The 22,230-nt window shown below is 69.0% G+C and carries 23 protein-coding genes; 5 read left to right on the top strand and 18 right to left on the bottom strand.

What is annotated here, in order from left to right; genetic code table 11:
• Window positions 1-23 precede the first annotated feature (23 nt).
• From gstA to FHT32_RS20575, 4 genes are read left to right on the top strand one after another with little or no spacing between them, the layout of a single operon-like run.
• Window positions 24-671, top strand: coding sequence for a glutathione transferase GstA (gene gstA / locus FHT32_RS20590; RefSeq protein WP_176666438.1), 648 nt, complete (start codon window positions 24-26; stop codon window positions 669-671).
• 32 nt (window positions 672-703) lie between these two features.
• A complete protein-coding gene (locus FHT32_RS20585; RefSeq protein WP_176666437.1) occupies window positions 704-1,675 on the top strand; it encodes a tripartite tricarboxylate transporter substrate binding protein in 972 nt (323 codons plus the stop codon).
• A gap of 32 nt (window positions 1,676-1,707) precedes the next feature.
• A complete protein-coding gene (locus FHT32_RS20580) occupies window positions 1,708-2,691 on the top strand; it encodes a tripartite tricarboxylate transporter substrate binding protein (RefSeq protein ID WP_176666436.1) in 984 nt (327 codons plus the stop codon).
• 39 nt (window positions 2,692-2,730) lie between these two features.
• Window positions 2,731-3,735 carry a tripartite tricarboxylate transporter substrate binding protein gene (locus tag FHT32_RS20575; protein ID WP_176666435.1) on the top strand — a complete coding sequence of 335 codons (1,005 nt, stop codon included), beginning with the start codon at window positions 2,731-2,733 and terminating at the stop codon, window positions 3,733-3,735.
• A 31-nt stretch (window positions 3,736-3,766) separates the two neighbouring features.
• Here the strand turns inward: FHT32_RS20575 and FHT32_RS20570 are convergent, their stop codons facing one another.
• The 5 genes from FHT32_RS20570 to FHT32_RS20550 form a co-directional block, all read right to left on the bottom strand.
• Window positions 3,767-4,639: an IclR family transcriptional regulator gene (locus FHT32_RS20570; RefSeq protein WP_256099080.1), complete on the bottom strand. Its 873-nt coding sequence runs from the start codon at window positions 4,637-4,639 to the stop codon at window positions 3,767-3,769.
• Between the two features lie 208 nt (window positions 4,640-4,847).
• Window positions 4,848-6,689 carry an ATP-dependent DNA helicase RecQ gene (locus FHT32_RS20565; RefSeq protein ID WP_176666434.1) on the bottom strand — a complete coding sequence of 614 codons (1,842 nt, stop codon included), beginning with the start codon at window positions 6,687-6,689 and terminating at the stop codon, window positions 4,848-4,850.
• Complete coding sequence (locus FHT32_RS20560) at window positions 6,689-7,051, bottom strand: hypothetical protein (RefSeq protein WP_176666101.1); 363 nt, start codon at window positions 7,049-7,051, stop codon at window positions 6,689-6,691. The genes FHT32_RS20565 and FHT32_RS20560 overlap by 1 nt, the downstream gene beginning before the upstream one ends.
• Before the next feature lie 454 nt (window positions 7,052-7,505).
• Window positions 7,506-7,991, bottom strand: a complete 486-nt coding sequence (locus FHT32_RS20555; protein ID WP_371132214.1) for a hypothetical protein — start codon at window positions 7,989-7,991, stop codon at window positions 7,506-7,508.
• Window positions 7,992-7,997: 6 nt separating this feature from the next.
• Window positions 7,998-8,936 carry a LuxR family transcriptional regulator gene (locus FHT32_RS20550; RefSeq protein ID WP_176666433.1) on the bottom strand — a complete coding sequence of 313 codons (939 nt, stop codon included), beginning with the start codon at window positions 8,934-8,936 and terminating at the stop codon, window positions 7,998-8,000.
• A gap of 265 nt (window positions 8,937-9,201) precedes the next feature.
• Here FHT32_RS20550 and FHT32_RS20545 point away from each other — a divergent pair, with 265 nt between their 5' ends.
• Window positions 9,202-10,101, top strand: coding sequence for an AraC family transcriptional regulator (locus FHT32_RS20545; protein ID WP_176666432.1), 900 nt, complete (start codon window positions 9,202-9,204; stop codon window positions 10,099-10,101).
• A 14-nt stretch (window positions 10,102-10,115) separates the two neighbouring features.
• Here FHT32_RS20545 and FHT32_RS20540 read toward each other — a convergent pair whose 3' ends face one another.
• The 13 genes from FHT32_RS20540 to sctV form a co-directional block, all read right to left on the bottom strand.
• Window positions 10,116-11,147 carry an EscU/YscU/HrcU family type III secretion system export apparatus switch protein gene (locus tag FHT32_RS20540; RefSeq protein ID WP_176666431.1) on the bottom strand — a complete coding sequence of 344 codons (1,032 nt, stop codon included), beginning with the start codon at window positions 11,145-11,147 and terminating at the stop codon, window positions 10,116-10,118.
• A gap of 4 nt (window positions 11,148-11,151) precedes the next feature.
• A complete protein-coding gene (sctT, locus tag FHT32_RS20535) occupies window positions 11,152-11,934 on the bottom strand; it encodes a type III secretion system export apparatus subunit SctT (RefSeq protein ID WP_371132212.1) in 783 nt (260 codons plus the stop codon).
• A gap of 43 nt (window positions 11,935-11,977) precedes the next feature.
• Window positions 11,978-12,466, bottom strand: coding sequence for a serine kinase (locus FHT32_RS20530; protein WP_176666429.1), 489 nt, complete (start codon window positions 12,464-12,466; stop codon window positions 11,978-11,980).
• Window positions 12,463-13,809 (bottom strand): FliI/YscN family ATPase, encoded by a 1,347-nt coding sequence (locus FHT32_RS20525; protein ID WP_176666428.1) that lies wholly within the window; start codon window positions 13,807-13,809, stop codon window positions 12,463-12,465. The genes FHT32_RS20530 and FHT32_RS20525 overlap by 4 nt, the downstream gene beginning before the upstream one ends.
• A complete protein-coding gene (gene sctL / locus FHT32_RS20520) occupies window positions 13,806-14,444 on the bottom strand; it encodes a type III secretion system stator protein SctL (protein ID WP_176666427.1) in 639 nt (212 codons plus the stop codon). Before sctL ends, FHT32_RS20525 begins: the two co-directional genes overlap by 4 nt.
• The gene (locus tag FHT32_RS20515) at window positions 14,426-15,130 is read right to left on the bottom strand and encodes a type III secretion system protein (RefSeq protein ID WP_176666426.1); all 705 of its coding nucleotides are present in this window, start codon (window positions 15,128-15,130) and stop codon (window positions 14,426-14,428) included. The genes sctL and FHT32_RS20515 overlap by 19 nt, the downstream gene beginning before the upstream one ends.
• A gap of 6 nt (window positions 15,131-15,136) precedes the next feature.
• Complete coding sequence (sctJ, locus tag FHT32_RS20510; protein ID WP_371132211.1) at window positions 15,137-15,943, bottom strand: type III secretion system inner membrane ring lipoprotein SctJ; 807 nt, start codon at window positions 15,941-15,943, stop codon at window positions 15,137-15,139.
• Window positions 15,944-15,950: 7 nt separating this feature from the next.
• Window positions 15,951-16,364 carry a hypothetical protein gene (locus FHT32_RS20505; protein WP_176666425.1) on the bottom strand — a complete coding sequence of 138 codons (414 nt, stop codon included), beginning with the start codon at window positions 16,362-16,364 and terminating at the stop codon, window positions 15,951-15,953.
• A gap of 72 nt (window positions 16,365-16,436) precedes the next feature.
• Window positions 16,437-16,643 (bottom strand): hypothetical protein, encoded by a 207-nt coding sequence (locus FHT32_RS20500; RefSeq protein ID WP_021004014.1) that lies wholly within the window; start codon window positions 16,641-16,643, stop codon window positions 16,437-16,439.
• Window positions 16,644-16,788: 145 nt separating this feature from the next.
• A complete protein-coding gene (locus tag FHT32_RS20495) occupies window positions 16,789-17,979 on the bottom strand; it encodes an FHA domain-containing protein (protein WP_371132210.1) in 1,191 nt (396 codons plus the stop codon).
• 2 nt (window positions 17,980-17,981) lie between these two features.
• The gene (gene sctC / locus FHT32_RS20490; protein ID WP_176666424.1) at window positions 17,982-19,745 is read right to left on the bottom strand and encodes a type III secretion system outer membrane ring subunit SctC; all 1,764 of its coding nucleotides are present in this window, start codon (window positions 19,743-19,745) and stop codon (window positions 17,982-17,984) included.
• Between the two features lie 14 nt (window positions 19,746-19,759).
• Window positions 19,760-20,026 (bottom strand): type III secretion system export apparatus subunit SctS, encoded by a 267-nt coding sequence (gene sctS / locus FHT32_RS20485; protein ID WP_093200459.1) that lies wholly within the window; start codon window positions 20,024-20,026, stop codon window positions 19,760-19,762.
• 44 nt (window positions 20,027-20,070) lie between these two features.
• Window positions 20,071-22,143: a type III secretion system export apparatus subunit SctV gene (sctV, locus tag FHT32_RS20480; protein ID WP_176666423.1), complete on the bottom strand. Its 2,073-nt coding sequence runs from the start codon at window positions 22,141-22,143 to the stop codon at window positions 20,071-20,073.
• Between the last annotated feature and the right edge of the window lie 87 nt (window positions 22,144-22,230).

Raw genomic sequence — 22,230 nt, 5'->3', positions numbered from 1 at the left:
CCGTTCCATTCCCGGAGAACCCCATGAAGCTCTATCACGAAGTCCGCGGCTGCTCGCTCTCGGTGGACATCGTCGCGCGCGAACTGCAGCTGCCCCTGGCGCTGGAGTGGGTCGACATGAAGACCAAGCGGCTGGCCGATGGCCGCGACTACTTCGGCGTCAACTCCAAGGGCACCGTGCCCACGCTCGAGATGCCCGACGGCCAGCACCTGAGCGAAGGCTGCATCGTCATGCAGTACCTGGCCGACCAGTGCCCCGGCAACACGCTCCTGCCCGCGTCGGGACTGCCGCGCTACCGCGTGCTGGAGTGGATGAGCTTCATCGCGGCCGACCTGCACAAGGGCGGCTTCATGCCGCTGTTCAAGGCCGTCACGCCGCCCGAGTACAAGGCCATCGCGCGTGGCATCGTCGAGGCCAAGCTGCAGTGGGTCGACGAGCAGCTGGCGGGCCGCACCTACCTCACCGGCGACACCTTCACCATCGCCGACGCGCACTGCTACACGATCGCCATGTGGACGCGCGCGCATGCCATCGACACGCGGCGCTGGCCCGACCTGGAGGCCTACCTGGCGCGCTGCAGCGCCCGGCCCAGCGTGCGTGCCGCGGAAGCCGCCGCGGCCGCGCAGGGCGAACGCGAGCGCGCTGCAGCGGCAGCCGCAGTCGCGCACTGAGCCCGTCTTCGCCACCCTCGCAAGGACCGACCATGCCCATGCTCCGACGCCTCCCCTGCCTGGCCGCCCTCGCCTGCCTGCTGCCGGCGCTGGTCTGCGCCCAGGCCTCTCCCTCGGCGCCCATCCACCTGGTGGTCGCCTTTCCGCCCGGCGGCGGCACCGACGGCGCGGCGCGGCTGATCGCCGAGAAGCTGGCGCCGGAACTCGGGCAGTCGATCGTGGTGGACAACCGCGCGGGTGCCGGCGGCACCATCGGCGCCCAATCGGTGGCACGCGCCAGGCCCGACGGCCAGACGCTCTTCTTCGGCACGGGCGCCGAACTGCTGATCAACCCGGTCACGCGCAAGACCGCTCCCTACGATCTCCTGAAAGACTTCGTCCCCATCATCGAGGTGGGCACCGTGAGCTTCGTGCTGGCCGTGCCCACGGGCTCGCCGGTGCGGGACGTGCGCGAACTCATCGCCGCCGCCAAGTCGCAGCCGGGCAAGCTCAACTACTCGTCCTTCGGCATGGGCTCGACCAACCACCTGATCGGCGAGATCTTCCTGAAGGCCACCGGCACGCGGGCTGCGCACGTGCCCTTCCAGGGCAGCCAGCAGGCCATGACCTCCTTGCTGGCCGGCGACGTGGACTTCACCTTCGACACCACCGCCGTGGTACTGCCGCAGATCAAGGCCGGCAAGCTGCGCGCCCTGGCCACGCCCTCCCCCAGCCGACTGCCGGGCCTGCCCGACGTGCCCACGCTGCAGGAACTGGGCTACGGCGGGCTCGTGGCCGAAGGCTGGATGGGCGTGTTCGCGCCCGCGGGCACGCCGCCGGCCGTGGTGGCGACCCTGGGCGCCGCGCTGGACAAGGTGATCCGCACGCCCGACATGGAATCGCGCCTCAATGCGCGCGGCGTGGCGGTGACGGCGGCCGACGGCCCGCAGTTCTGCGCCAAGCTGCAGGCCGAGCTGGACAAGTGGCGTCGCGTGGCCCGCGAGGCCAACGTGTCACTGGACTGACGCCGCTGTTGCACCTTTTCCTGGAGCCCGCCATGCCGATCCTTTCCTCCACGCGTCGCCGCGCCCTGCTCTCCCTCCTGGCCGCGGCCTGCCTGCTCGGCAGCACCGCCGCCTGCGCCGATGCCTGGCCCTCGCGCCCGATCACGCTCATCGTCTCCTTCGAGCCGGGCGGCTCCACCGACATCTCGGCGCGTGCCGTGGCGCAGGCACTGTCAGTGGAGCTCAAGCAGCCCGTGGTGGTCGAGAACCGCGCGGGCGCGGGCGGGCGCATCGGCACCAAGGCGGCGGCCATGGCCAGGCCTGACGGCTACACCCTGCTGTGGGGCAGCGGCAGCAGCCTGACGGCGGCACCGGCGATCTACCCCAACCAGGAGCACGTCGCTACGCTGGTCCCGGTGAGCCTGGGCGCCACGCAGGCCTTCGTCTTCGTCACGAATCCGGGCCTGGGCGTGCGCACAGTGCAGGAATTCGTGGCGCTGGCCAAGCGCGAGCCGGGCAAGCTCAACTTTGCCTCGGCCGGCGCGGGCTCCAGCAACCACCTGCTGGGCGAGATCTTCCTGGCCGCCACCGGCGCGCCCGTGGTGCACGTGCCCTACAAGGGCGCCGTCATGGCCAAGGACGCGGTGATCCGCGGCGAGGCGCAGCTGATGGACGAAGTCACCTCGCCCCTGATCGGCGCCCTGCGCGCCGGCCAGCTGGTGCCGCTGTTCATGACCGGCGAGCGGCGCGACCCGGCCTTCCCCGACATTCCCACCGCCGCCGAGGCCGGCCTGCCCGAGATGACCATCCAGGGCTTCTTCGGCCTGCTGGCCCCCGCCGGCACGCCGCTGGAGACCGTGGCGCGGCTCAACGCGGCCATGCGCGCCGCACTCGCTTCCGAGCCCGTGGCCAGGACCTTCGGCAACCTGGGCTTCACCACTGTCTACAGCACGCCCGAGCAGATGGCGGCCCGCATCGCCGAGGGCCGCGCAACCTATGACCGCATCGTCAAGGCGCGGCAGATCCGCGTCGACTGACGCGCAGCCCTCTTCTTCTCCCAGTTTTCCCGCCACACCATGACTTCAGCCCCGTTCCATCGCGAACTTCTCGTCCATCGCCGCAAGGCCCTCGGCGCACTCGCCGCCCTGGCCGCCTGCGGCAGCGGCCTGGCGCGAGCGGCGACCTGGCCGGAACGGTCGATCAACCTCGTGGTGCCCTTCGCCGCTGGCGGTGGCACCGACACTGTGGCCCGCCTCATCGGCCAGAAGCTGCAGGCCGCGCTGGGCGGCACGGTCGTGATCGACAACAAGCCCGGCGCCAACGGCCTGATCGCCGCGCGCACCGTGCTGCAGCCGCCGGCCGACGGCCACATGCTGATGTTCGGCAGCAACTCCACGCACGTGATCGCCGCGCTCGCCTCGAAGCAACAGGTGGCGCCCGGCAAGAGCATGCAGGAGGCCTTCACCATCGTCAGCGTGATGGCCAACGCGCCGCTGGTGCTGGCCGTGCGCGCCGACAGCCCCGCGAAGGACCTGCGCGCCTTCCTGCAACAGGCCAAGGCCGGCAAGCTCAGCTACGGCAGCTTCGGGGCGGGTTCCTCGGCCCATGTGATGGGCGAGGTGCTGGCCGGGTCGGCCGGCGTCGAGCTGCTGCACGTGCCCTACAAGGGTTCGTCGCCCGCCATCACCGACCTGATGGGCGGCCAGGTGGATGCGGTGTTCCTCACCGTCGCCGCCGTCGAGGCCATGGTGACGGCCGGCTCGGTGCGCCCGCTGGCGGTGACCGGCCTGCGCCGCGTGAGTTCGCTGCCGGCGGTGCCCACCTTCGAGGAACTGGGCGTGCGCGACATGGGCAACGCCGGCTGGTTCGCGGTGTTCGCTCCCGCGGGTACGCCGGCCCCGGTCGTCGCCAGACTGGCGACTGCGCTGCAGTCCATCGCGGGCGATGCCGAGGTGCAGTCGCGCATGGTGGCGCTGGGCCTCGAACCCGTGGTGAGCACGCCCGCACAGGCATTGGAGACCTGGCGCCGCTCGCTGGCCGCGGCTGCGCCCATCGTCAAGAAGGCCAACATCGTCTTCTGAAGTGGCCAGCCTGCCGGGTCGACTGGGGTGTCTACAGGTGCCCGTCGGCCGACAGCCGCACGCTGATCATGTGCGCGGTGCGCTTGACCAGCTCGGCGATGGCCTCTGCATCGAAAAGCGCCAGCCGCGCATCGCTGCCCAGCGCAGTGACGCTGGCGACCACGAGCCGCCCACGACCGAAGATCGGCGCGGAGACGCCGGTCTTGCCCTCGTTGAGTTCGCCCGAGGTACGGCAGTAGCCCTCGCGGCGGATGCGCTGCGCCTCTTCGTAGAACGCATCCCATGGCGGGGTGTCGACCGCCTCGCCGGCCATTTCCTGGTGCAGCTTGCGCAACCGCGCAGCCGGCAGGAAGGCCACCAGGGCCTTCGCGCTCGCGCCGCGCGACACCGGCACTGGCCTGCCGCGGCCATAGCGCAGGTGCGGCAGCGGGTCGTTGAACTCGGTGTGCACCGTGATGATGGAGTGGCCATAGAGCTTGGACAGGAACACATCCAGCCCCGTCTGCTCGGCCAGTTCGCGCATCGGCGGCGCGGCGGCACGGATCACCGGGTCGGACTCGCGGATGCAACGGTCCAGCTCGATGATGCGCGGACCCAGCGTGATGCTGCGGTCCAGCCGCACCAGCAGACCCACCTTCGACAGTTCCTGGATGTAGCGGTAGGCCGTGCTCTTGGGCACCTTGAGGCGGGTGGCGATCTCTTCGACGGTGAGCGAGGGGCTGGCGGTGGAGAAAAGCCCCAGCGTGCCAAGCAGGCGCGAAAGGCTCGACTCCGCCGCGCCGCGCGATGCGGCGTCGAGCTGTCCATCGATCTCGCCGGACAGCGCCGGCGCACCTGCATCCGCAGGTGCGCTGCGCTCCACGCTTACTTTGCGGCGCGACTCGCGCCCGCCCTCTTGCTTCATCGGACCGATCTTAGTGGATGCGATCTGCGCGGGGCGGGTCTTGCGATGCTTCACTCGCTGCTGAGCGGCAGGCGCCGCGTCCGACCCGATCGGCATCGGCGAGGCCCGAACTGAGCTCGGCGTTGCCATGCTTTCGAGGCCTCGCTCCGAAGCGACATATCGCTCGGGCCAGGTCACTCGGCCGGGCAAGTTCATCTTGCCGAGGCACTCAGGCCGGCATGCTTGCTTTGAGCAGGCCGCGCGCCGATGCACCGCCGGCCAAGAGGGCATCGGTATCAGTCTCTGTCTCGGGATCGGAGCTCACCGACTTTCGTGGCACGCGACGACGAGTGACGTAGTCCGGATGAATGCAACGCTGGGTGCCATCCTCGAAAGCCACGGTGATGGACCCCTCGGTCGAGGCGACGACGACGCCCGCACCAAAACGCCTGACCTTGACCGGATCGCTTTCGGCGAAACGCAGCTTCCGTGCGGGCGCCTTCGCCGGAGGGTTCGGAGCCACGGCCACAGTCGCCGTTGTCGACTGCGTGTTCATGAGGATCGGCTGCGCCATCGCGGCCTCATGGGCTGCAATACGACGGCAGTTGTCGCATGTGTCGCAGCGCTTCGCCTCGGCCGAAGGATCCAGATCGGCCAACAGCATCTGCCAGCGACACTGACCTGCCTGGGCGTACGACAGCATGCGCTCGAGCGTCTCCCGGTCCTGCAGCCGGCGCTCCTTGTAGGCGTCCAGCATCGTGCCCAGGTCGGCGCGCGAGGCCGCCTCCTGTCGAAGCGCAATCTCTCCTCGCCGGCCGATGCGCAGCAGCTTTTCCTGCCGCAGCAGTGCAACAGCGGCCTGCATCTTGCTGCGCGGGCGATCCATTGCGTCGAGGAGACTGGCCGAGGTCCAGCCCTCGCCCGCAGGCGGTGTGGCGAGCAACTGCCGATAGACCGCATCGAGGTCCTCGAGCTGGGGATACTTTCCGGCCAGGAAAAACTGCTGAACCGCCCGGTCCTTGGCATGGAAGAGCAGCACACAACGCGCCCGCAGCCCGTCGCGGCCGGCGCGCCCCGCCTCTTGGTAGTAAGCGTGCAGACTCGATGGCATCTGTGAGTGAACGATGAAGCGGATGTCCGGCTTGTCGATGCCCATGCCGAAGGCATTGGTCGCCACCATCACCCGCGTGGCACCGCTCATGAAACGCTCTTGGGCTTCGCCACGCTCGCGCGTTCCCAACTTGCCGTGATAGAGCGCGACCGACTCGCCTCGCGCGCGCAGCGTCTCGAAGGCCTGCTCCGCGGCCTTCACCGTGGCTGCGTAGACGATGCCGCATCCGGTCTCCTCCTGCACCAGCTCCACGATGCGTCGCTGGCGATCGTCCTCCTGCTGCATCTGCTCCACCGAGAAGTGCAGGTTGGCGCGATAGGCACCCGTGTCGATCAGCCCGCTGCGCGGGATCCCGAGGTGTTTCATCACGTCTGCGGCAACCTCGGAGCCGGCCGTGGCGGTGAGGGCCAGCACGGTGGGGGCGCCCAGCGCCCGAACGGCGGGGCCGATGTCCAGGAACGCCGGCCGAAAGTCGTGGCCCCATTGCGAGATGCAGTGTGCCTCGTCCACCGCCACCAGAGCGACGGGATGGGTCGCGAGCTGCTGCAAGAAGGCGTGATCGGCAAGCCGCTCGGGCGTGGTCAGCACGATGCGCGCGCTGCCATCGCGCAGTGCCGCCTCGGCCGAAGCGAGCTCGTCTGCGGAAAGGGCGCTGTTGACCTGGATCGCCTGAATACCCAGGGCTCTGAGCTTGTCGCACTGGTCCTTCATCAGCGCGATCAGTGGAGAGACCACTACTGTGCGCCCCTCCAGCAACATCGCCGGCAACTGGTAGCACAGCGACTTTCCTGCTCCCGTGGGCATCACGGCGAGAGTGGACAGCCCCCGCATGACCCGCTCGATGACTTCGGCTTGGCCGGCACGCAGACGGGTGTGACCGAACACGCTGCGCAGGGTGCGGTTCAGCTGGCTGGAGGATGGCCGCCCTCCGGCAGCGGCAGGCAAGCGGGTTGAAGGCATCAGCGCTGCCCGCTGCCTTGGTCCTCAGGCTCCTCGCTCCCCTCGCCCTCTTCGCCTTCAGCCGCTTCGCCCTCGCCTTCTGAATCGACTGCAACCTCGTCGGCCAGGTCCTGCGCGCTCAGCGCCTCCGGGTCGTCCACCGAACCCTCAACCTCGGCCGCGGCATCCGGGAGGACGCCTACGCGGTCCGGAAGAATGTCGGCATTGGTAGGGGTCTCGAGTCCGCCTTCGTCCGCCGCATCATTGGTGCCCGATGCGTCGCTCCCGCTGTCGCTGGAGTCGCTCGGCCCGAGGCTCTTCGCATCGGTGCCCTTGGGGGTGATCGGCGCGCGCTCGCCGCCGAGGATGCTGCTGGTTGCCATGATCTTCCGTGCCTCGAAAAGAAAAGATGCACCAAGCCTGCGCGCTGCCGGGCGTCGAGGAAGTAGGAGATTGGCGCGTTCCGGCCGCTTCTGATTTCGGTCGAGACGCAGACAGGCGCTGGGGCGATGCATGCAGTCACGTGCCACGCCGCGTAGCCGACTGCACGGGCGCGCGCAGGGCATGTACGGCATTCCATCAAACTGACCGCCGCGGGCGAAGCGCTCATGCCCTGGCTCATCGCGTGGCGCTGCCAGACGAGATTTTCAGCCGGACGCCGGCGAACATTCGAGAGCTGAGTTCGTGCTCACGGTCCGCGCCTGCGCGGTCCACGCACTTGCCTGCATGCGCAAACGACTGGCCGTGCGCTAAGCGCTAGACGCAGAAAGGCTCAAGTAGCTTGCGCAGGATGCTGAACATGCGGCAATCCTGGGACCCGGAACGGCGAGGCCATGCCTACCCGCCAGTCGCGGACATGTGGCGGACCAGCTTGACCGGCAAGACGCGTCCTTGAAGCGAGAATTCGTGTCCCTTGGGCTTTTGCTCCACGGCATGGCCGATGGCCTCATGCACGTGCGCCTCGCTCATCGAGCTACGCAACAGCTTTCTGAGATCGATGCCGTTCTCATGCCCGAGGCAGGTATAGAGAGTGCCGTCAGCCGTCACGCGGACGCGATTGCAGTCACCGCAGAAGTGCGCGGTGAGCGGCGTGATGAAACCAATAAGCCCTCCTGTTTGCTCGACCCTTGCGTAGCGCGCAGGGCCTCCGCTGCGGTCCGTCAGGTCGCTGAGAGTCCAGCGCCTGCTGATCTCGCGGCGCAACGCGTCCAGGCCCAGGAACTGTTCCGTGCGATCGCAGCCGGTCTGGCCCAAGGGCATGGTTTCAATAAGGCTCAGGGCCATGCCGCGGCCGTGTGCGAACTCGATCAGCTCGTGGATCACGCGGCATCAACTCTCTCCGAGCACCCCGAAATCGCTGTCGCCCTGCTGCACGGCATTGACCAGCTGCACCCGGTTGCGCGCTGCAAAGCGGCGCCGCAGCTGCCGCATGTGGTAGTCCACCGTATGGGACGAAAGGTCCAACCGGTTGGCGATTTCCTTGTCGCTGCGCCCCTGCAGCAGATGCTGGAGGATGTCCTGCTGCGTGGCCGAGATCTCGATGCGGCCCGCGCCCGGCGCACCGACGATGCGCGTGTGGCGCGACACGTACTCGTGCACGCCCAGTCCCAGTATCAGCCCCTGCCCGATCACGCTGTCGCTGATCCAGTCGCTTCCTGGCCTGCGCGACAGCAGGCTGATCACCGTGTGCTGGTTCACGTGCGTGGGAGATGCCAGGCGAAACAGCAGCCCGCTGCGGATGCCGCTGGCATACAGGTCGTCGAGAAACCGCTGCCGCTCTTCGCTCAGCTCGTCCGACGTCTCCGCCGCCAGGGCCTCGAGCTGGGCCACGTCCCAAGCCAGCGGAAGGCTCGACGCGGGCACACCCTGCTGCCTGAGGTCGACGCCGCAATGGTTGTGCGCGAAGTAGCGTTTCGTCCATTCGGGGTTCGCGTAGGCGGTGAAGAAGCTCAGCGGCCACCAGTGGCCCCGCATGTACGCCACCGTGCCGTAGCCCAGCCAATCGAAATCGAGCGCGTGGAGCATGCTGCGCACCAATGCCGTGCGGGCTTCATTGCTGGGCGCATCCAGCAGCTCGCCGACTATGGCCGGCACGCCGCCGGCATGGGGCGGCGCACTTCGCGGCAGGTACAGATGTTCTTCGTCATAGAACTGCGGAACCGGATTGGCGGGTTGCTGCTCCGCTTGCGACCGCGACACCGGATCGAAACCCTGCGCCTCGGACGCCGACGCAGGCGAGGCACGATGAAACAAGGTGGACAGAATCATGGAAGGCCTGATGGATGTACCGCCATGCCGGAGAGGACGACGGACTTGGGCCAAAGTACCGCAAGGGCCTTGTCATCGCCTTGTAAATTTTTAGCTTCCGGCGCATTTGCCAAAACCCCACGCATCCAATTGAGTACCTTCGCTTGAACAAGGCGTAGTCTGCACGGGTCCTTGTCCGGCGGAGGCTTCACAGATGCCGGCGGCGCTGGCATGCTGCACATCGCGCGAGGCAAACGCCCGACCTCCGCACACACCCCGGTCCTCCATGGCACTGCCTGCCTCCCAATACTGGCGAGACGCGGATCTCGCTGGTCTTCAATTCACGATCAACCGGTTTCGCCATCGCGAAGTCCGGCCGCACCGGCACGTGGGTTTCACGCTCGCGGTGGCCGACACCGAGCTCCAGGTGCGCAGCGGCACGCGCGTCACCGTGGTGCCGCCGGGCGCACTGTTCCGGATCGCGCCGCATGTCTGGCACTCCGTGCAGGCGTGCTCGCATGCCTGGCGCGAAGACGCCCTCTTCTGCAGCCTTGCCGTGGCACGCTGCATCAGCCCCGCGGACGATGCGCCGCCGCTCGCGCGCGTGGAGAACGATGCGGGTGTCTCGGTGTTCATCGACGCCGCCGCCGCGCTCGAATTTCTCGAATGCCACCGCCTGCTTTTCGTTCCCACGAGCACCGGCGACCCCGAGGACATCGCGGCCGGCCGCGCACTGCTGCGCCGGCGCCTCGCGCAGTGGCTCCCCGCTCCCTCGCCCACGGAGAACGACTCCCTCGACGCGGAACGACCATTCCCCGACAGCGGCGACGAACGCCTGAACCGGCTCTATGCCCTGATCGCGTCGGGCTTCCATCAACGCATGACCCTCGACAGCCTGGCCGATGCGGTCGGCTGGCACCCCGTGCACGTGCAGCGGCGCTTCAGCGCGGCCTGGGGCTTCACGCCGCACGAGATGCTGGTGGGCCACCGCATCGAGTACGCGCGCGACCTCATCGCCGGCGGCGCCCATGTCACCTACGCGGCGCATGCGGCGGGCTTCACCGACCAGAGTCATCTGCACAAGACCTTCATGAGCACCTACGCCGTGCTGCCGGGCGACTACCGCAGGCTCGCCGCGCTCGACGCGCTGCAGCCACCCTCGGCCAGGAACGGCATCGCCGGATAGCTCGCGACCCGGTGTCATCCGAGGCCCTGCGCCCAGCGCAGCAAAGTGGCCACAGGCGCATACAGCGAACGCGGAATCGGCTGGTCCACCGGAACCTCCGCATAGATGCGCTCGGCCAGAGAAGGCTCGAACTCCATCGGCACCAGGCCCTCGCCGGCAAAGCGCCGGATCTGCGCCGCGACTTCGCCCTCGCCGCGCGCGATCACGCGCGGCAGGTCGGTCTCGCCGAGGTACTGCAATGCGACGGCCGTGCGGGCCGAATGGATCACGGCCGAAGCCATGCGCACACGATCGCCCAGGCTGGCATACACCGCCTCGAAGTGCGCGGAGCGGCGGCGCGACTGGTTGATCGGGTCCCCCTCCACTTCCTTGTATTCCTGGCGGATGTCCTCGATGGACATGCGCTGCTGCTTCATGAACTCGAAGTGCTCGTGCGCGTAGTCCACCGCGGCCATCAGCGCGAAGATCACGACCGACCACCCGAAGGTCACCAGCACCATGTGGGCCGAAGCGGTCATGATGGCTGCAGGGTTGGCATACCCCAGCTTGAGCGAGGTATCGACGAAGCCGCGCACCACCACGAACATCAGGCCCGCGAGCAGCAGCGTCTTCAGGCTCATCTTCAGCAGGTTGATGAGGTTGCGCGTGGAGAAGATGCGCTGCAGCCCCTGCGCCGGGTTCATGCGGTTCACGTCGGGCTTCAGCCGCTCCCACGCCGCCACGCCCCCCACCTGGGCCAGCGAGCCCGCGATGCCGGCTACGGCCGCGATGGCCATGATGGGCAGCGTGCCCCACGCGAGTGCCTCTCCCGTGTGCAGCAGCAGTTCGGCGAAGCGGTCGTCGGGCTGCGTCAGCAGGCTGGTGCTGGTGGCATGCAGCCAGAGTTCGCGCAGCAGGCTGTAAAGCGCACCGCCCCCGAGCCACATGCAGACCACGACCACGGCGAACACGACGGTCGATGCCACGTCGCTGCTGAACACCACCTCGCCGCGCTTGCGCGCGTCGCGCAGCCGCTTGGGCGTTGGGTCCTGGTCTTTCTCCGCCATGGCACTAGAGCGTGGCCCGCAGGAAGTCGAGCACGCCGTTCTCGGGCCGCAGGAATTCCTGCAGCGACTCGTACACGAAGAACACGAACAGCAGCATCATCAGATGCGCCAGCAGGCTCTTGAGGGGCTGCGAGAACACGAACACGTTGAGCTGCGGCGCCACGCGGCTGACGAGGCCCACGCCCAGTTCGACCAGCAGCAGCACGAAGATCACCGGCGAGGCCAGCTTGACGATCCACAGGAACAGCGTTTCGCCCTGGCGGATCGCGAACTGCTCGATCACCAGCCCCAGGTTCGGAAAGAACGAGGCCACCGGCCAGAGCCGGTAGGAGTCGACGACCACGCCCAGCATCGCGAGCAGCCCGCCGGCCGAGACGAACAGCGTGATCACCATCCAGCCAAGGAACTCGCCCGTGGGCCCGTTCTCGTAGCCCGCCACGGGGTCGAAGAACGACGCGTTGCTGGAGCCGGTCTGGAAGTCGATCAGGTCGCCCACGCTCTGCACCGCCCAGATGAAGATGCCGAAGCCCAGGCCCAGCAGCAGGCCGATGAAAGCCTCCTTGCCGGCGATGAGCACCCAGGTGCCGATGGAGGCCACCGGCATGTCGCCCGCCACGGGCGACATGAACAGCGCGAGCATCAGCAACAGGCCGTTGCGCACCGTGCCGGTGATCATGCCGCCCGAAAGAAAGGGCACCACCGCGAAGATCGCGAACAGCCGCGGCAGGGTGAGCACCACCGACGAGAAGAACCTCTCGAGGCTGGCCAGTTCGATGGAAGCGTCCACGGCAATGGATCTCTCTGGTTGTCTTTTCGTCTTTTCGTTGCCCCTAGGCCCGGCGCCGCGCAGCCCATGCCTGCGAGGTAGCTTCCTCGGTCGCATCGTCGAGCCGGAGCTCGCGCAGGCGCAGTTGCTCGCTGCGTGCGCGCTGCAGCATCTGCTGCGCCTTCTCAACATCGCCGCTGACGGCGCGCAGCTTCTGCCGGCTGGCTTCGAGCGTGCTCTCGCGCAGCGCGTGGGCCTGTCCGGCCTGCGCGGCGAGCTGGCCTGCCTCGGCGATCCGCGCATCGAGCGCGGTGCTCCAAGCACCCGCATGCCGCAGTTGCGCAACGCTGCATTCCCCGTGCGAGAGCGCGCCAGTCGTCGCCTGCCAGTGCGCGGCCTTGTTCTGCACCTGCTGCTGCTGCCACGCCTCGGCCTGCCGGAGTTCGGCGTGGCTCTGTTCGGCGGCGGCCCTGTCGCGCGCGACCACGCCCATGGCCGCGGTCTTCTGGCGCTCCCGCACGCCCACCAGCAGTTTCCAGTCGACGCCGCTCATCGCGCGCGCTCCCCGGTCCAGCCGAACTGCCGCAGTACCTCGACCGATTGCGCATAGGGCAGGCTCGCGTCCGGCGGCTGCGACAGGAATTCGAGCGTCGCCGGTCGCGCGCCGATCGCCTCGTCGGCCAGCGCGTCGGCGCCGGCCTTGTACTCGCCGATCTGCACGAGCAGCTCCATCTCCTGGTACTTGGCCAGCAGGCCGCGAAAATGCGCCGCCGCCGCGCGGTGCTCGCGCGAGGTCACCAGCGGCATCACGCGGCTGATGCTCGCGAGCACGTCGATCGCCGGATAGCGGTTGGCCGCCGCGACCTTGCGCGACAGCACGATGTGACCGTCGAGGATCGAACGCACCTCCTCGGCGATGGGGTCGCTCTCCTCGTCGCCCTCTGTGAGCACCGAGTAGACGGCCGTGATGGAGCCGGTCCTGCCCTGCCCAGCGCGCTCCAGCAGCTGCGGCAGCATCGAGAAGATCGAGGGCGGATAGCTGCGCCGCGTGGGCGGCTCGCCGCTCGCGAGGCCGATCTCGCGCTGCGCGCGCGCGAAGCGCGTGAGCGAATCGACCAACAGCAGCACCTTTTTGCCCTGGTCGCGGAAATGCTCGGCGATGGTGGTGGCCACGTAGGCCGACTTGATGCGCTCCATCGGCGGCCGGTCGGAGGTGGAGACCACCATCACCGTCTTCGCCAGCCCCTCTGCGCCGAGATTGTGCTCGATGAACTCCTTCACCTCGCGCCCGCGCTCGCCGATCAGCGCAATCACGTTCACGTCGGCCGTCGCGCCGCGCGCGAGCATGCCCAGCAGCGTGCTCTTGCCCACGCCCGGCGGCGCGAACACGCCCACGCGCTGCCCCTCGCCGAGCGTGAGCAGGCTGTCGACCGCGCGGATGCCCGTGGGCAGCGGCGCCTCGATCATGCGGCGCGCCAGCGGACTCACGGGTTCGCGGTGCACCGGCAGCAGCGTGCGGGTCTTCAGCGGCCCCTTCTCGTCGATGGGCTGGCCCAGCGCATCGAGCACCCGCCCGAGCAGGCCCGCGCCGACGGGACAGACATGGCCGCGCCCCGTGGGCAGCACCTCGGTCAGCGCCGAAATGCCGGTGATCGGCCCGAGCGGCGTGAGGATGGCGGTGTTGTCGCGAAAGCCCACCACCTCGGCCAGCAGCGGCGGCTCGCCTGGCGTGACCAGCTCGCACAACTCGCCCACATGGGCCTGGATACCCGATGCGTCGATCAGCATGCCCACCGCCTTGCTCACGCGCCCGCGGATCGTCGCCGGCGTGACGCGGCCCAGTGCCTGCTCGAGCTCGGCGACGATGCCCAGCGCCGCGTCGGACACCGGATTCACTGCTGCCCCTCCCCGCCCTCGCCAAGGCCGCTGCGCTCCACCGCGCGGCGAAAGGCCTCGAGCTGTGCATCGGCGCCGATGTCGAGCACGCCGGACGCCGTCTGCAGCACGCATGCACCGACGGGCAGCGCCGCGTCGGCCACGAAGTGCACGGTCATGGACCAGTTGGCGTCGCTGCGCAGCCGCGCGACCACGCCGCGCAGGATCGCCTCCTGCGCTGGCGCCACGCGCACGGTGATGAAGGGCTCCTGGCGGATCAGCGTATCGACGCGCAGCAGCGCCGCCTCGAACAGCGCCGTCGGGTCCGCGTCGGCAATGAACTGCCCCACGGCCTTGACCACGATCTGCGCCATGGACTCGCGCAGGGCATGGAGCTGGCGCTCGGCCGCCACGGTGTCGGTCACCAGCTGGGTCGCATATTCCGTCCTGGCCTGCCGCAGGCCCTCTTCGTAGCCCTGCCTGCGGCCGGCCTCGGCATCCTGCGTGGCCTGCTGCACGATGCGGCGCGCCTCGCGCCGCGCGGTCTCGACCACGGTCGAAGCGTCGAGCAGCGCCGCGTACTCGTGTTCCTTCAGAACCTTGCGCTCGCTCAGGAGCTGAAGGTTCTCGGTGGTGATCAGAAAAGCCAATCCCATTGGGGCAGTCTTTCGGGAACGATGCACGAGAGCATCAGTTCGTTGAGTTGCAGGATCTGGCGTCGCCGCAGCGGCGGCGCGCCGAGCACCGAGATGCGGCGCGGCAGCTTGTGTTCCAGGCGGCGGCGCACCACCTCGCCTTCGGCGGCGGCCGCCGCCAGCAGCAGGCGATAGCCCCGGTCGACCGCGACCCGGCCCGCGGAAAGCGGCCACTGCTGCAGCGCGGCGTTGTCCATGCGCAGCTCGGTGAGCTGCGGCACGCGCTCGAGCAGGAACTGCACGGCATCCGCGTCGAAGCGGCGGGCCTGGCGGCGGATCTGCGCGCCCGCTCCGCCACGCAGCCGGAACAGCGGCAGGTGCACGCAGAAGCCCATGTAGGCCGCGAGCCGTCGCAGCGCGGCGCCGTCGAGCAGCACCACGCGCTTGAGGCGGGCGTCGAAGTTGTAGTCGGCGGCACCGTTCGCCGGCCCCTGGCCGCGGCGAAGCTGGCCGGCAAGAACCGTGCGGCCCGCTTCCCCCAGCCGCGCCGGGATGCGGTGGCGCGCCGGCCAGTCGGCGGGCAGCCAGCTCGGGTGCAGGTCGATCTCGGGATGCAGGTTGAAGCGCATCACCAGCCGCACGAGGTCCATCGGGCCGGGCGCGGCCTGTGCGGTTTGGGGGTCGACGGAAGGAGCGGATGCCGGCATGGCGTGTCAGCGCCTGAGCACCTGGCGGCGCGCCCAGTTGCGCCAGTCGACGCCCTGCCTGCGCAGCAGCACCGGCAGCACCATCAGGCAGACGGCGGCCACAAGCAGCAGGCCCAACAGCACCATCGCGGTCGAGGCCGGGAACAGGCCCAGCACCATCGGGCGCTCCCTGGCGCCGCCTGCCAGGGCGGCCGCCGACACCGCCGGCCGGCGCGCCTCGAACAGCGACAGCGACACCTGGTCGTGCGTCAGCCCCTCGATGCTGTGCGCCACCATCTCCTTCACGGCCGGCGCCAGCAGGCGGATGTCCACGTCCGGCCGGTGCTTGATGAACACCGCGGCCGACGACGGCCGCGTCTTCTCGCTGAGCGGATCGTTGGCCGGGATCACTACGTGCACGCGCGCGGACACCACGCCGTCCACGTTGCGCAGCGTCTGCGACAGCTCCTGTGAGACCGCATAGATGTAGCGCATGCGCTCCTCGGAGGGCGTGGACACCAGCCCCTGCTTCTGGAACACCTCGCCCATGGTGGCGAAGCGCTCGTGAGGCAGGCCTTGGGCGCGCAGCACGTCGAGCGCGGCGCTCATGCGGCTTTCGTCGACCTCGACCTGCCAGTTGCTGCCCTCCACGCGGCTCTTGGCCGCATCGATGCCTTCGGACGACAGCGCGGCGACGATCTCGTTGGCTTCCTGCTCGTTGAGGTTGGAATACAGGCCGACCTTGCAGCCGCCCAATGCCATCAGCAGGGCCAGCGCCGCGAGCCAGCGGCTGCGGCGCGGAATGAATGAAAGGGTGCGCGACAGCAGCTTCACGGCGTCCTCACTGCTGGTTCTTCAGCAGGGTGCCGAACAGGCTGGTGGCGGCGCTCGCCAGGCCCGTGGAAATGTGCATCTTCGCGAACATCATGTGCGCCTCCATGGCGTGGTCGGTCATCGCGAACATGGTCTTGATGGGGTCGGACATGTCGATCGACTCGAGCATGCTGCGGCGCATCTCCTCGTAGGAGCGCACGTTGCCCGAGAGCTGGGACGCGAGCGCCTTGGCGGCATCGCCCAGCGCACTCGGCGCGGCCACCGCGGACGGCGGCGCCTGCACGCCCTGCATCATGTTGGCGAACATCCGGGTCTCGCCCGGATCGAGGCGCGAAGGGGCCGCGGACTGCTGCGGCGCCGCGGGCCCGGACACGCCGGCCGGCTGCGCGCCTGCCGCGACCAGCGCGGTGGAATCGGTCATGGTTCACCTCTTTCGGGGGTCCTTGGGGAAAAGGGCCGCGCGATGCACCCCGGGGGCATCGCGCGGACCTGCTTACGAGGACTTGGCCGACTGGCGGATGTCGTTGCCGGTGGACTTGGCCACCTCGCCGCCGGCGGCGCTCGCACCGTTGACCGTGTGCGCGGTGGAGGCCGCGCCCTGGATGCTGGTGGAGGCGGCCATGCTGGCCGACATCAGCCTGGCGTTGTCCGCCGCGGCCTGGTTCATCTGCTGGATAGAGCTGTCAACTGCGCCTGCCATGTGTATCTCCTGGTCAAGAAAGGATGATTTACGAGGGTTGAAGCGCTCCGTCCCGGCGGGGCGGAGCCATTCCACGCGGCGCACGGATGCGGCGCCGCATGAAATCCGGAGTGCGCGCGAGGAGGACCTTGCCGATGGCCATGCCTCACCTCCCGCGCCTGTTGTTGTTGCCGCTGTCGGGCACGCCGCCGCTCAGGACCAGCCCATCGGCGTCGATGCGCTTGAGTTCCGCGCCGGAGCGCAGCACCGAGCCTTCGTAGTACCTGCTGCCGTTGGACAGCTGGATGTGGCGCAGGCCGTTGCCGTCCTCGGTGATGCTCACCATGCGCGCCGGCAGCACGCTCTGCCAGCCGTCCCACTGCGTGCGCAGGTCGGTCTCCTTGGGCTCGGCGGCGGGCTTCTCGCGGTACTGGACCTTGTCGGAGACCAGCACCGACGGATGCAGGTCTTCGCTGAGCCTGCGGATCTTCTGCCGCACGGCCGCGTCTTCCACGGTGCCGGTGAGCACCAGGCGGCCCTGGCCGGTGTAGGTGACCGCCACGCCGGGGTCGCCGACGTAGCGACGCGCCTGCTCGACCATGTCCTCGGCGGAATGCACGTTGACGCTGACCTGGCTGCCGAAGGGCTCCATCGCCTGCTGCAGGGCCTCGCGGCGCTGCCTCGACTCGACATAGCCCTTCACGCCGAGCCGGCCGCCCTGCGCGGCCACTACTTCCACCTCGGGGAACGGCACGAGCGCCTTCTCCACCGCCGCCAGGTCCACGCGGGCGGTGCGCCGCGAACTGGCGCCCGCATCGCCGAGCGACACGGCGGCCAGGCCGACGAGCGCCAGCATCGCCATCACGCCGCCCGCCCAGTAGCCCAGGCGCCGCGATCGGGCCGACGACGGGCTCGCCTGTGCGAGCGCATCGGGCTGCGCCACATGGTCCGGAGCGAACATGCGGTCCTCGCGCACGCGGGTCGCATAGCTGCGGTCGAGCTGGAAGTCGATCTGCCCCAGGCTCACGACATCGCCCGCCACCACGCTCCTGCGCGGCTGCCGCATATCCTCGCCGTTGAGCCGCGCCGAGGCCGCTCCCAGGCGCTGCATCGACACCACCAGTTCGCCGACGGTGAACGCCAGATGGCGCGGCAGCACGTCGCCGCCGGGCAGCATCACTTCGCAGTCGCCGCCCGAACCCAGCACGTTGAGGCCGGGCTTGAGCGCGATGGTCCGCCCCTTCACCGCGCCGCTGAGGAAGCGCAGGCACCAGCCGTCGCCGAGCGCCGCCGGAGCCGGGCCGGCCGCGGCCTGCTCTTCGCCGTCGAGGGAGATGTCGTCGTCCTGGTCGCGCACGTTCAACCTCCCACTTCCGGCAAGGGCAGCGTCGGCACGTTCGCCGTGGCGCCGGGCAGCACCAGGCGCGGCGTCAGCAGGTAGAAACGCTCCATGTTCGACTGCTTCTTCTCGGTCGAGCGGAAGAGTCCGCCGACGCCCGGAATGTCCTTGAGCAGCGGCACGCCCGTGACGGCATTGCTCCTCTCTTCCGACGAGTAGCCCGCGATCAGCAGGCTCGCGCCCTCCTCCACCAGCGCCTGCGTGTTGACGGTGCGGCGCCGCACGATCGGGATCTTGTCGACCGACATCGGGCTGAGGTCGCCGTCGACGATGTCGATGGACATCATCACGCCGCGGGAGGCCTTCTCGTCGATAACCAGCGGCGTCACCCGCACGGCGGTGCCGGCCGTGATGCTGAACAGGCCCGCGTCCTGGAAGCCGTCCACCCGCACGTAAAACTCGCTGAGGTTCTCCAGCACGGCTTCGGTGTTGTCCAGCGTCATCACCTTGGGGCGCGCCACGAAGTTCGCGTTGCCGTTGGTGGCCAGCGCGGTCACGCGGGCCAGCAGGTAGTTGCGCGCGCTGTTGCCGATGGCGGCGGTGAACATGCCGCCCAGCGGCGTGAGCGGATTGCCCGAACCGTCGGAGCTTCCGATCTGCCCGGCCTCGCTGCCCGTGCCGCCCCAGGTCAGCTGCCCGCGGTCGCCGCGGCCCGTCTGGAAGTCGGCGTGCCGGCCATGCAGGCGCCAGTCGATGCCCAGGCTGTTGAGCGTGTCGGAGCTGATGTCCATGATGGTCACTTCGATCTCGACCAGCCGCGGGCGCACGTCCATCGACTCGATCAGCTTCGCGTACTGCGCCATCTTGTCGGGCATGTCCCGCACCAGCACCGCGTTCATGCGCGTGTCGGCCTGGAACTGGGGCAGCTCGCCGCCCGCGATGCCCGAGACGCCGCCCGGTGCGATGGCATCTCCGCCGCCGCCCCCGGCGATCTCGACCTTGGGGGCGTTGATGGTCTCGCCGCTGCGCAGCTTGATCTGCCGGTTCGGCCCGAGCGACATGCCGCCGCTCATGCCCCGCGCGCCGCCGCCGCCCGACGGGGCATTCCCGCTGGCGCGGCCATAGAGGCTGCGCAGGACGTTGGCCACACCGGGAATGACGGTCTCCTTGCCTGAGCGGTTGATCCGGAAATCCGACGCCCACGCGTACTTGAGCGGAAACAGCCTGATCTCGGCGCCCTCGGCCATCGCGCTCTTCTGGTCGGCCAGCTTCACCGCCTGGCGCACCATCTCGACGTAGCGGCGCGGCCCGGTCACGTACACGCTGGCGTCGCGCTCGCTGATGCTCAGCGGATAGCGCTCGTCGGAGATGTGCAGGCGCACCAGCGTCTCGGCGATGCGCCCTGCGTTCTCTGCCGCGATGGGCAGCACCTCGCTCTTCGCGTCGGCGGCCAGGTCGATGAACAGGAAGGCGCCGTCGAAGTACCAGGTCAGCCCGTTGACCGCGCACACGCTGTTGAGCGTGGCCAGCGCGGAGCCGGCGAACTTGCCGCTGATGACGCCGGCCACCTTGGTGTCGATCACCGCCGTGACGTTCTGCGAAGACGCCAGCTCGCGCAGGAAGTCGGCCAGCGGCTTCTCGTTGGCGACGATCTGGAACGGCCGGTTGCTCCAGCGCAGCTCGGCCGCGCGCGCCGGCGGCTGCACGGCCAGCAGTGCGAGGGCGGCGTAACCCCACAGCACGAGGCTGCGCAGGCTGAAGGTTTTCAGGCGCGGTGCGGGCATGTCGAAGAAGTTCCTCACGGCAGCGAACTCAATGCCTGGATCGCGCGCTCGGCGAAGCGCATCACGTCGCGCCCCATCCAGCCCGCGGTGGCGATGATCGCGACCATCACCGCGATCATCCGGATGGACTGGCCGATGCTCTGGTCCTGCACCTGCGTCACGGCCTGCAGCACCGCCACCACGAGGGCCGTGAGCGTCGCCACAGCCACCACCGGCAGCGAGATCCACAGCACGAGGAGCAGGCCCTCGCGCGTGATGTCCAGGATGTTCTGCGGAGTCATTGCGTTGTTCTTGCGGTGCGCCTTCGAAGGCTGTGAAAAGTTCATCAGTGGGCTTGCGGATTGGTGACCCAGCCCACCGGCTGCAGGGCCACGTCTTCGTCGACTTCCTGGTAGGACAGCACCGGCAGCAGCGGGGCCACCGGCTCGATCAGCGTCTTGATGTAGCGGCGCACGTCCGATGAGGCGATGGCCACCACGCGCGTCGCGGCCGACCCGAGGATGCGGCGCACCTGCTCGCGGATGTCCTGCGTGACCGCCGGGCTCAGCAGCAGCAGGTTGCCGCGGGGCGAGCGCTCGATCGCGTTCTGGACGCGCTCCAGCAGGCTCGACTCGAAAAGGATGGCCTCGAGCTGCCGGTTAGGCCCCACGTAGCGGCTGGTGATGTAGCGCCCCAGGTCGATGCGCACCAGCTCGGTCAGCGCGATGGCGTCCTGCTCCTTCGGCGCCCAGGTCGCGAGGCATTCGAAGATCGCATGCAGGTTGCGGATCGGGATGCCTTCCTGCAGCAGCCGGCGCAGCACCTCGGCGATGCGCTGGCTCGAGGCCACGCGCGACACCTCGGCCGCGAGCTCGGGCGCATCGCGCTGCACCGAATGCAGCAGGCGCTGCACCTCCTGCAGGCCGATGAGCTCGCGAACGTTGCCGCGCACCGCATGGTCCAGATGCAGGCCCACCACCTCCTCGTTGTCCCAGGCCTTGAAGCCTGCAGCCTCGCCCGGCACCCAGACCACCCGCGCGAAGGGACCGAAAGGCTCGGCCACCTCGGCACCGGCCGGCGGTGCGGCCGCTTCTGCCGGATCGAGCATCAGCCACCCGGGCCGGAGCGTGCCCTCGGTCACGGCGACGTCGTGCACCAGAACCTGGTAGCCGTGCTCGGCAAGGCCGTCCGCGTACGCGAGCTGCAAACGCGGGAACACGGGACCGAGATCGGACTCGACCGAAGTCTTGACCCGGGCCAGTTGCAGGTCGAGCGCATGACGGTCGATGCCGCCGCGCAGGCCGCTCGACAGCCGCACCGCCAGCGGCGCTGCGATCGCGTGGTCGCCGTCGGTGTCCTCCTGGTCGGCGCCCTCGCGGTGCGAGATCCAGCCCGGCGTCTGGTTCTTCTGGCGCCGCATGCGCACGGCGAAACCCAGACCCAGCAGCACCGCTGCCAGCAGGCCGAACACCCACTTCGGAAAACCCGGCACGACCAGGAAGCTCGCGACCGCGAGGCCCGCGATGATCAGCGCGCGCGGGTGCGCCATCAGCTGCTGCCCGATCTGGTTCGCGAGCTGCGTGTCGCGGCGCTCGCCGGTGCTCACGCGCGTGATGACGATGCCGGCCGCGATCGACACCAGCAGCGACGGGATCTGCGAGACCATGCCGTCGCCCACCGTGAGGATCGCGTAGCGCTGCAGCGCGCCGCCCAGGCTCATCTCGTGCATCATCGTGCCGATCGCGATGCCAGCGAGGATGTTGACCAGCGCGATCACGATGCTCGCGATCGCGTCGCCCTTGACGAACTTCATCGCGCCGTCCATGGCTCCGTGGAGCTGACACTCCTGCTCCAGCATCTGGCGGCGCTTCTGCGCCTGCGCGGACGACAGCACGCCGGCGCGCACGTCGGCGTCGATGCTCATCTGCTTGCCCGGCATCGCATCGAGCGCGAACCGCGCGGCCACCTCGGCCACCCGCTCGGAGCCTTTCGCGATCACGATGAACTGCACGATCGCGATGATCAGGAACACCACGCCGCCGACCACCACGTTGTTGCCGACGATCAGCTTGCCGAAGGTGTCGATGATGTGGCCCGCGTGCGCATGCAGCAGGATCAGCTTGGTCGACGCGATGTTCAGCGCGAGGCGGAACAGCGTGGTGAACAGCAGCAGCGACGGAAAGGTCGAAAGCGAAAGCGCCGAAGGCACGTACATCGCCACGATCAGCAGCACCAGGCTGATGGCGAGGTTGCTCGCGATCAGCAGGTCGAGCAACGGCGTGGGCAGCGGCAACACGAACAGCGCGACGATCACCACCAGCAGTCCCGCGAGCAGCAGGTCGTTGTAGCGGCCCGCATTGCCCAGCAGGTCGCGCACGCCGCCGCTGTAGGCAGGGAAGGGTCGCGGAGAACTCGCCATGGTGTCTTTTCTTCTTGCGGGTGTTCCGAAGTGCCGTGCGATGCCGATTGCATTGCATCGCTTCGTTGTCGATCGCGGGGATTCGCG

The sequence above is a fragment of the Variovorax sp. SG517 genome (assembly GCF_013376045.1).
Classification (GTDB): domain Bacteria; phylum Pseudomonadota; class Gammaproteobacteria; order Burkholderiales; family Burkholderiaceae_C; genus Variovorax.
This window is presented reverse-complemented; position numbering and strand designations above follow the sequence as displayed.

What these genes read in the sequence shown, in the direction of transcription:
- gstA (WP_176666438.1), top strand. Translation starts at nt 24, where the DNA reads ATGAAGCTCTATCACGAAGTCCGCGGCTGCTCGCTCTCGGTGGACATC.
- FHT32_RS20585 (WP_176666437.1), top strand. Translation starts at nt 704, where the DNA reads ATGCCCATGCTCCGACGCCTCCCCTGCCTGGCCGCCCTCGCCTGCCTG.
- FHT32_RS20580 (WP_176666436.1), top strand. Translation starts at nt 1,708, where the DNA reads ATGCCGATCCTTTCCTCCACGCGTCGCCGCGCCCTGCTCTCCCTCCTG.
- FHT32_RS20575 (WP_176666435.1), top strand. Translation starts at nt 2,731, where the DNA reads ATGACTTCAGCCCCGTTCCATCGCGAACTTCTCGTCCATCGCCGCAAG.
- FHT32_RS20570 (WP_256099080.1), bottom strand. Translation starts at nt 4,639, where the DNA reads ATGAAGCAAGAGGGCGGGCGCGAGTCGCGCCGCAAAGTAAGCGTGGAG.
- FHT32_RS20565 (WP_176666434.1), bottom strand. Translation starts at nt 6,689, where the DNA reads ATGCCTTCAACCCGCTTGCCTGCCGCTGCCGGAGGGCGGCCATCCTCC.
- FHT32_RS20560 (WP_176666101.1), bottom strand. Translation starts at nt 7,051, where the DNA reads ATGGCAACCAGCAGCATCCTCGGCGGCGAGCGCGCGCCGATCACCCCC.
- FHT32_RS20550 (WP_176666433.1), bottom strand. Translation starts at nt 8,936, where the DNA reads ATGATTCTGTCCACCTTGTTTCATCGTGCCTCGCCTGCGTCGGCGTCC.
- FHT32_RS20545 (WP_176666432.1), top strand. Translation starts at nt 9,202, where the DNA reads ATGGCACTGCCTGCCTCCCAATACTGGCGAGACGCGGATCTCGCTGGT.
- FHT32_RS20540 (WP_176666431.1), bottom strand. Translation starts at nt 11,147, where the DNA reads ATGGCGGAGAAAGACCAGGACCCAACGCCCAAGCGGCTGCGCGACGCG.
- FHT32_RS20530 (WP_176666429.1), bottom strand. Translation starts at nt 12,466, where the DNA reads ATGAGCGGCGTCGACTGGAAACTGCTGGTGGGCGTGCGGGAGCGCCAG.
- sctL (WP_176666427.1), bottom strand. Translation starts at nt 14,444, where the DNA reads ATGGGATTGGCTTTTCTGATCACCACCGAGAACCTTCAGCTCCTGAGC.
- FHT32_RS20515 (WP_176666426.1), bottom strand. Translation starts at nt 15,130, where the DNA reads ATGCCGGCATCCGCTCCTTCCGTCGACCCCCAAACCGCACAGGCCGCG.
- FHT32_RS20505 (WP_176666425.1), bottom strand. Translation starts at nt 16,364, where the DNA reads ATGACCGATTCCACCGCGCTGGTCGCGGCAGGCGCGCAGCCGGCCGGC.
- FHT32_RS20500 (WP_021004014.1), bottom strand. Translation starts at nt 16,643, where the DNA reads ATGGCAGGCGCAGTTGACAGCTCTATCCAGCAGATGAACCAGGCCGCG.
- sctC (WP_176666424.1), bottom strand. Translation starts at nt 19,745, where the DNA reads ATGCCCGCACCGCGCCTGAAAACCTTCAGCCTGCGCAGCCTCGTGCTG.
- sctS (WP_093200459.1), bottom strand. Translation starts at nt 20,026, where the DNA reads ATGACTCCGCAGAACATCCTGGACATCACGCGCGAGGGCCTGCTCCTC.
- sctV (WP_176666423.1), bottom strand. Translation starts at nt 22,143, where the DNA reads ATGGCGAGTTCTCCGCGACCCTTCCCTGCCTACAGCGGCGGCGTGCGC.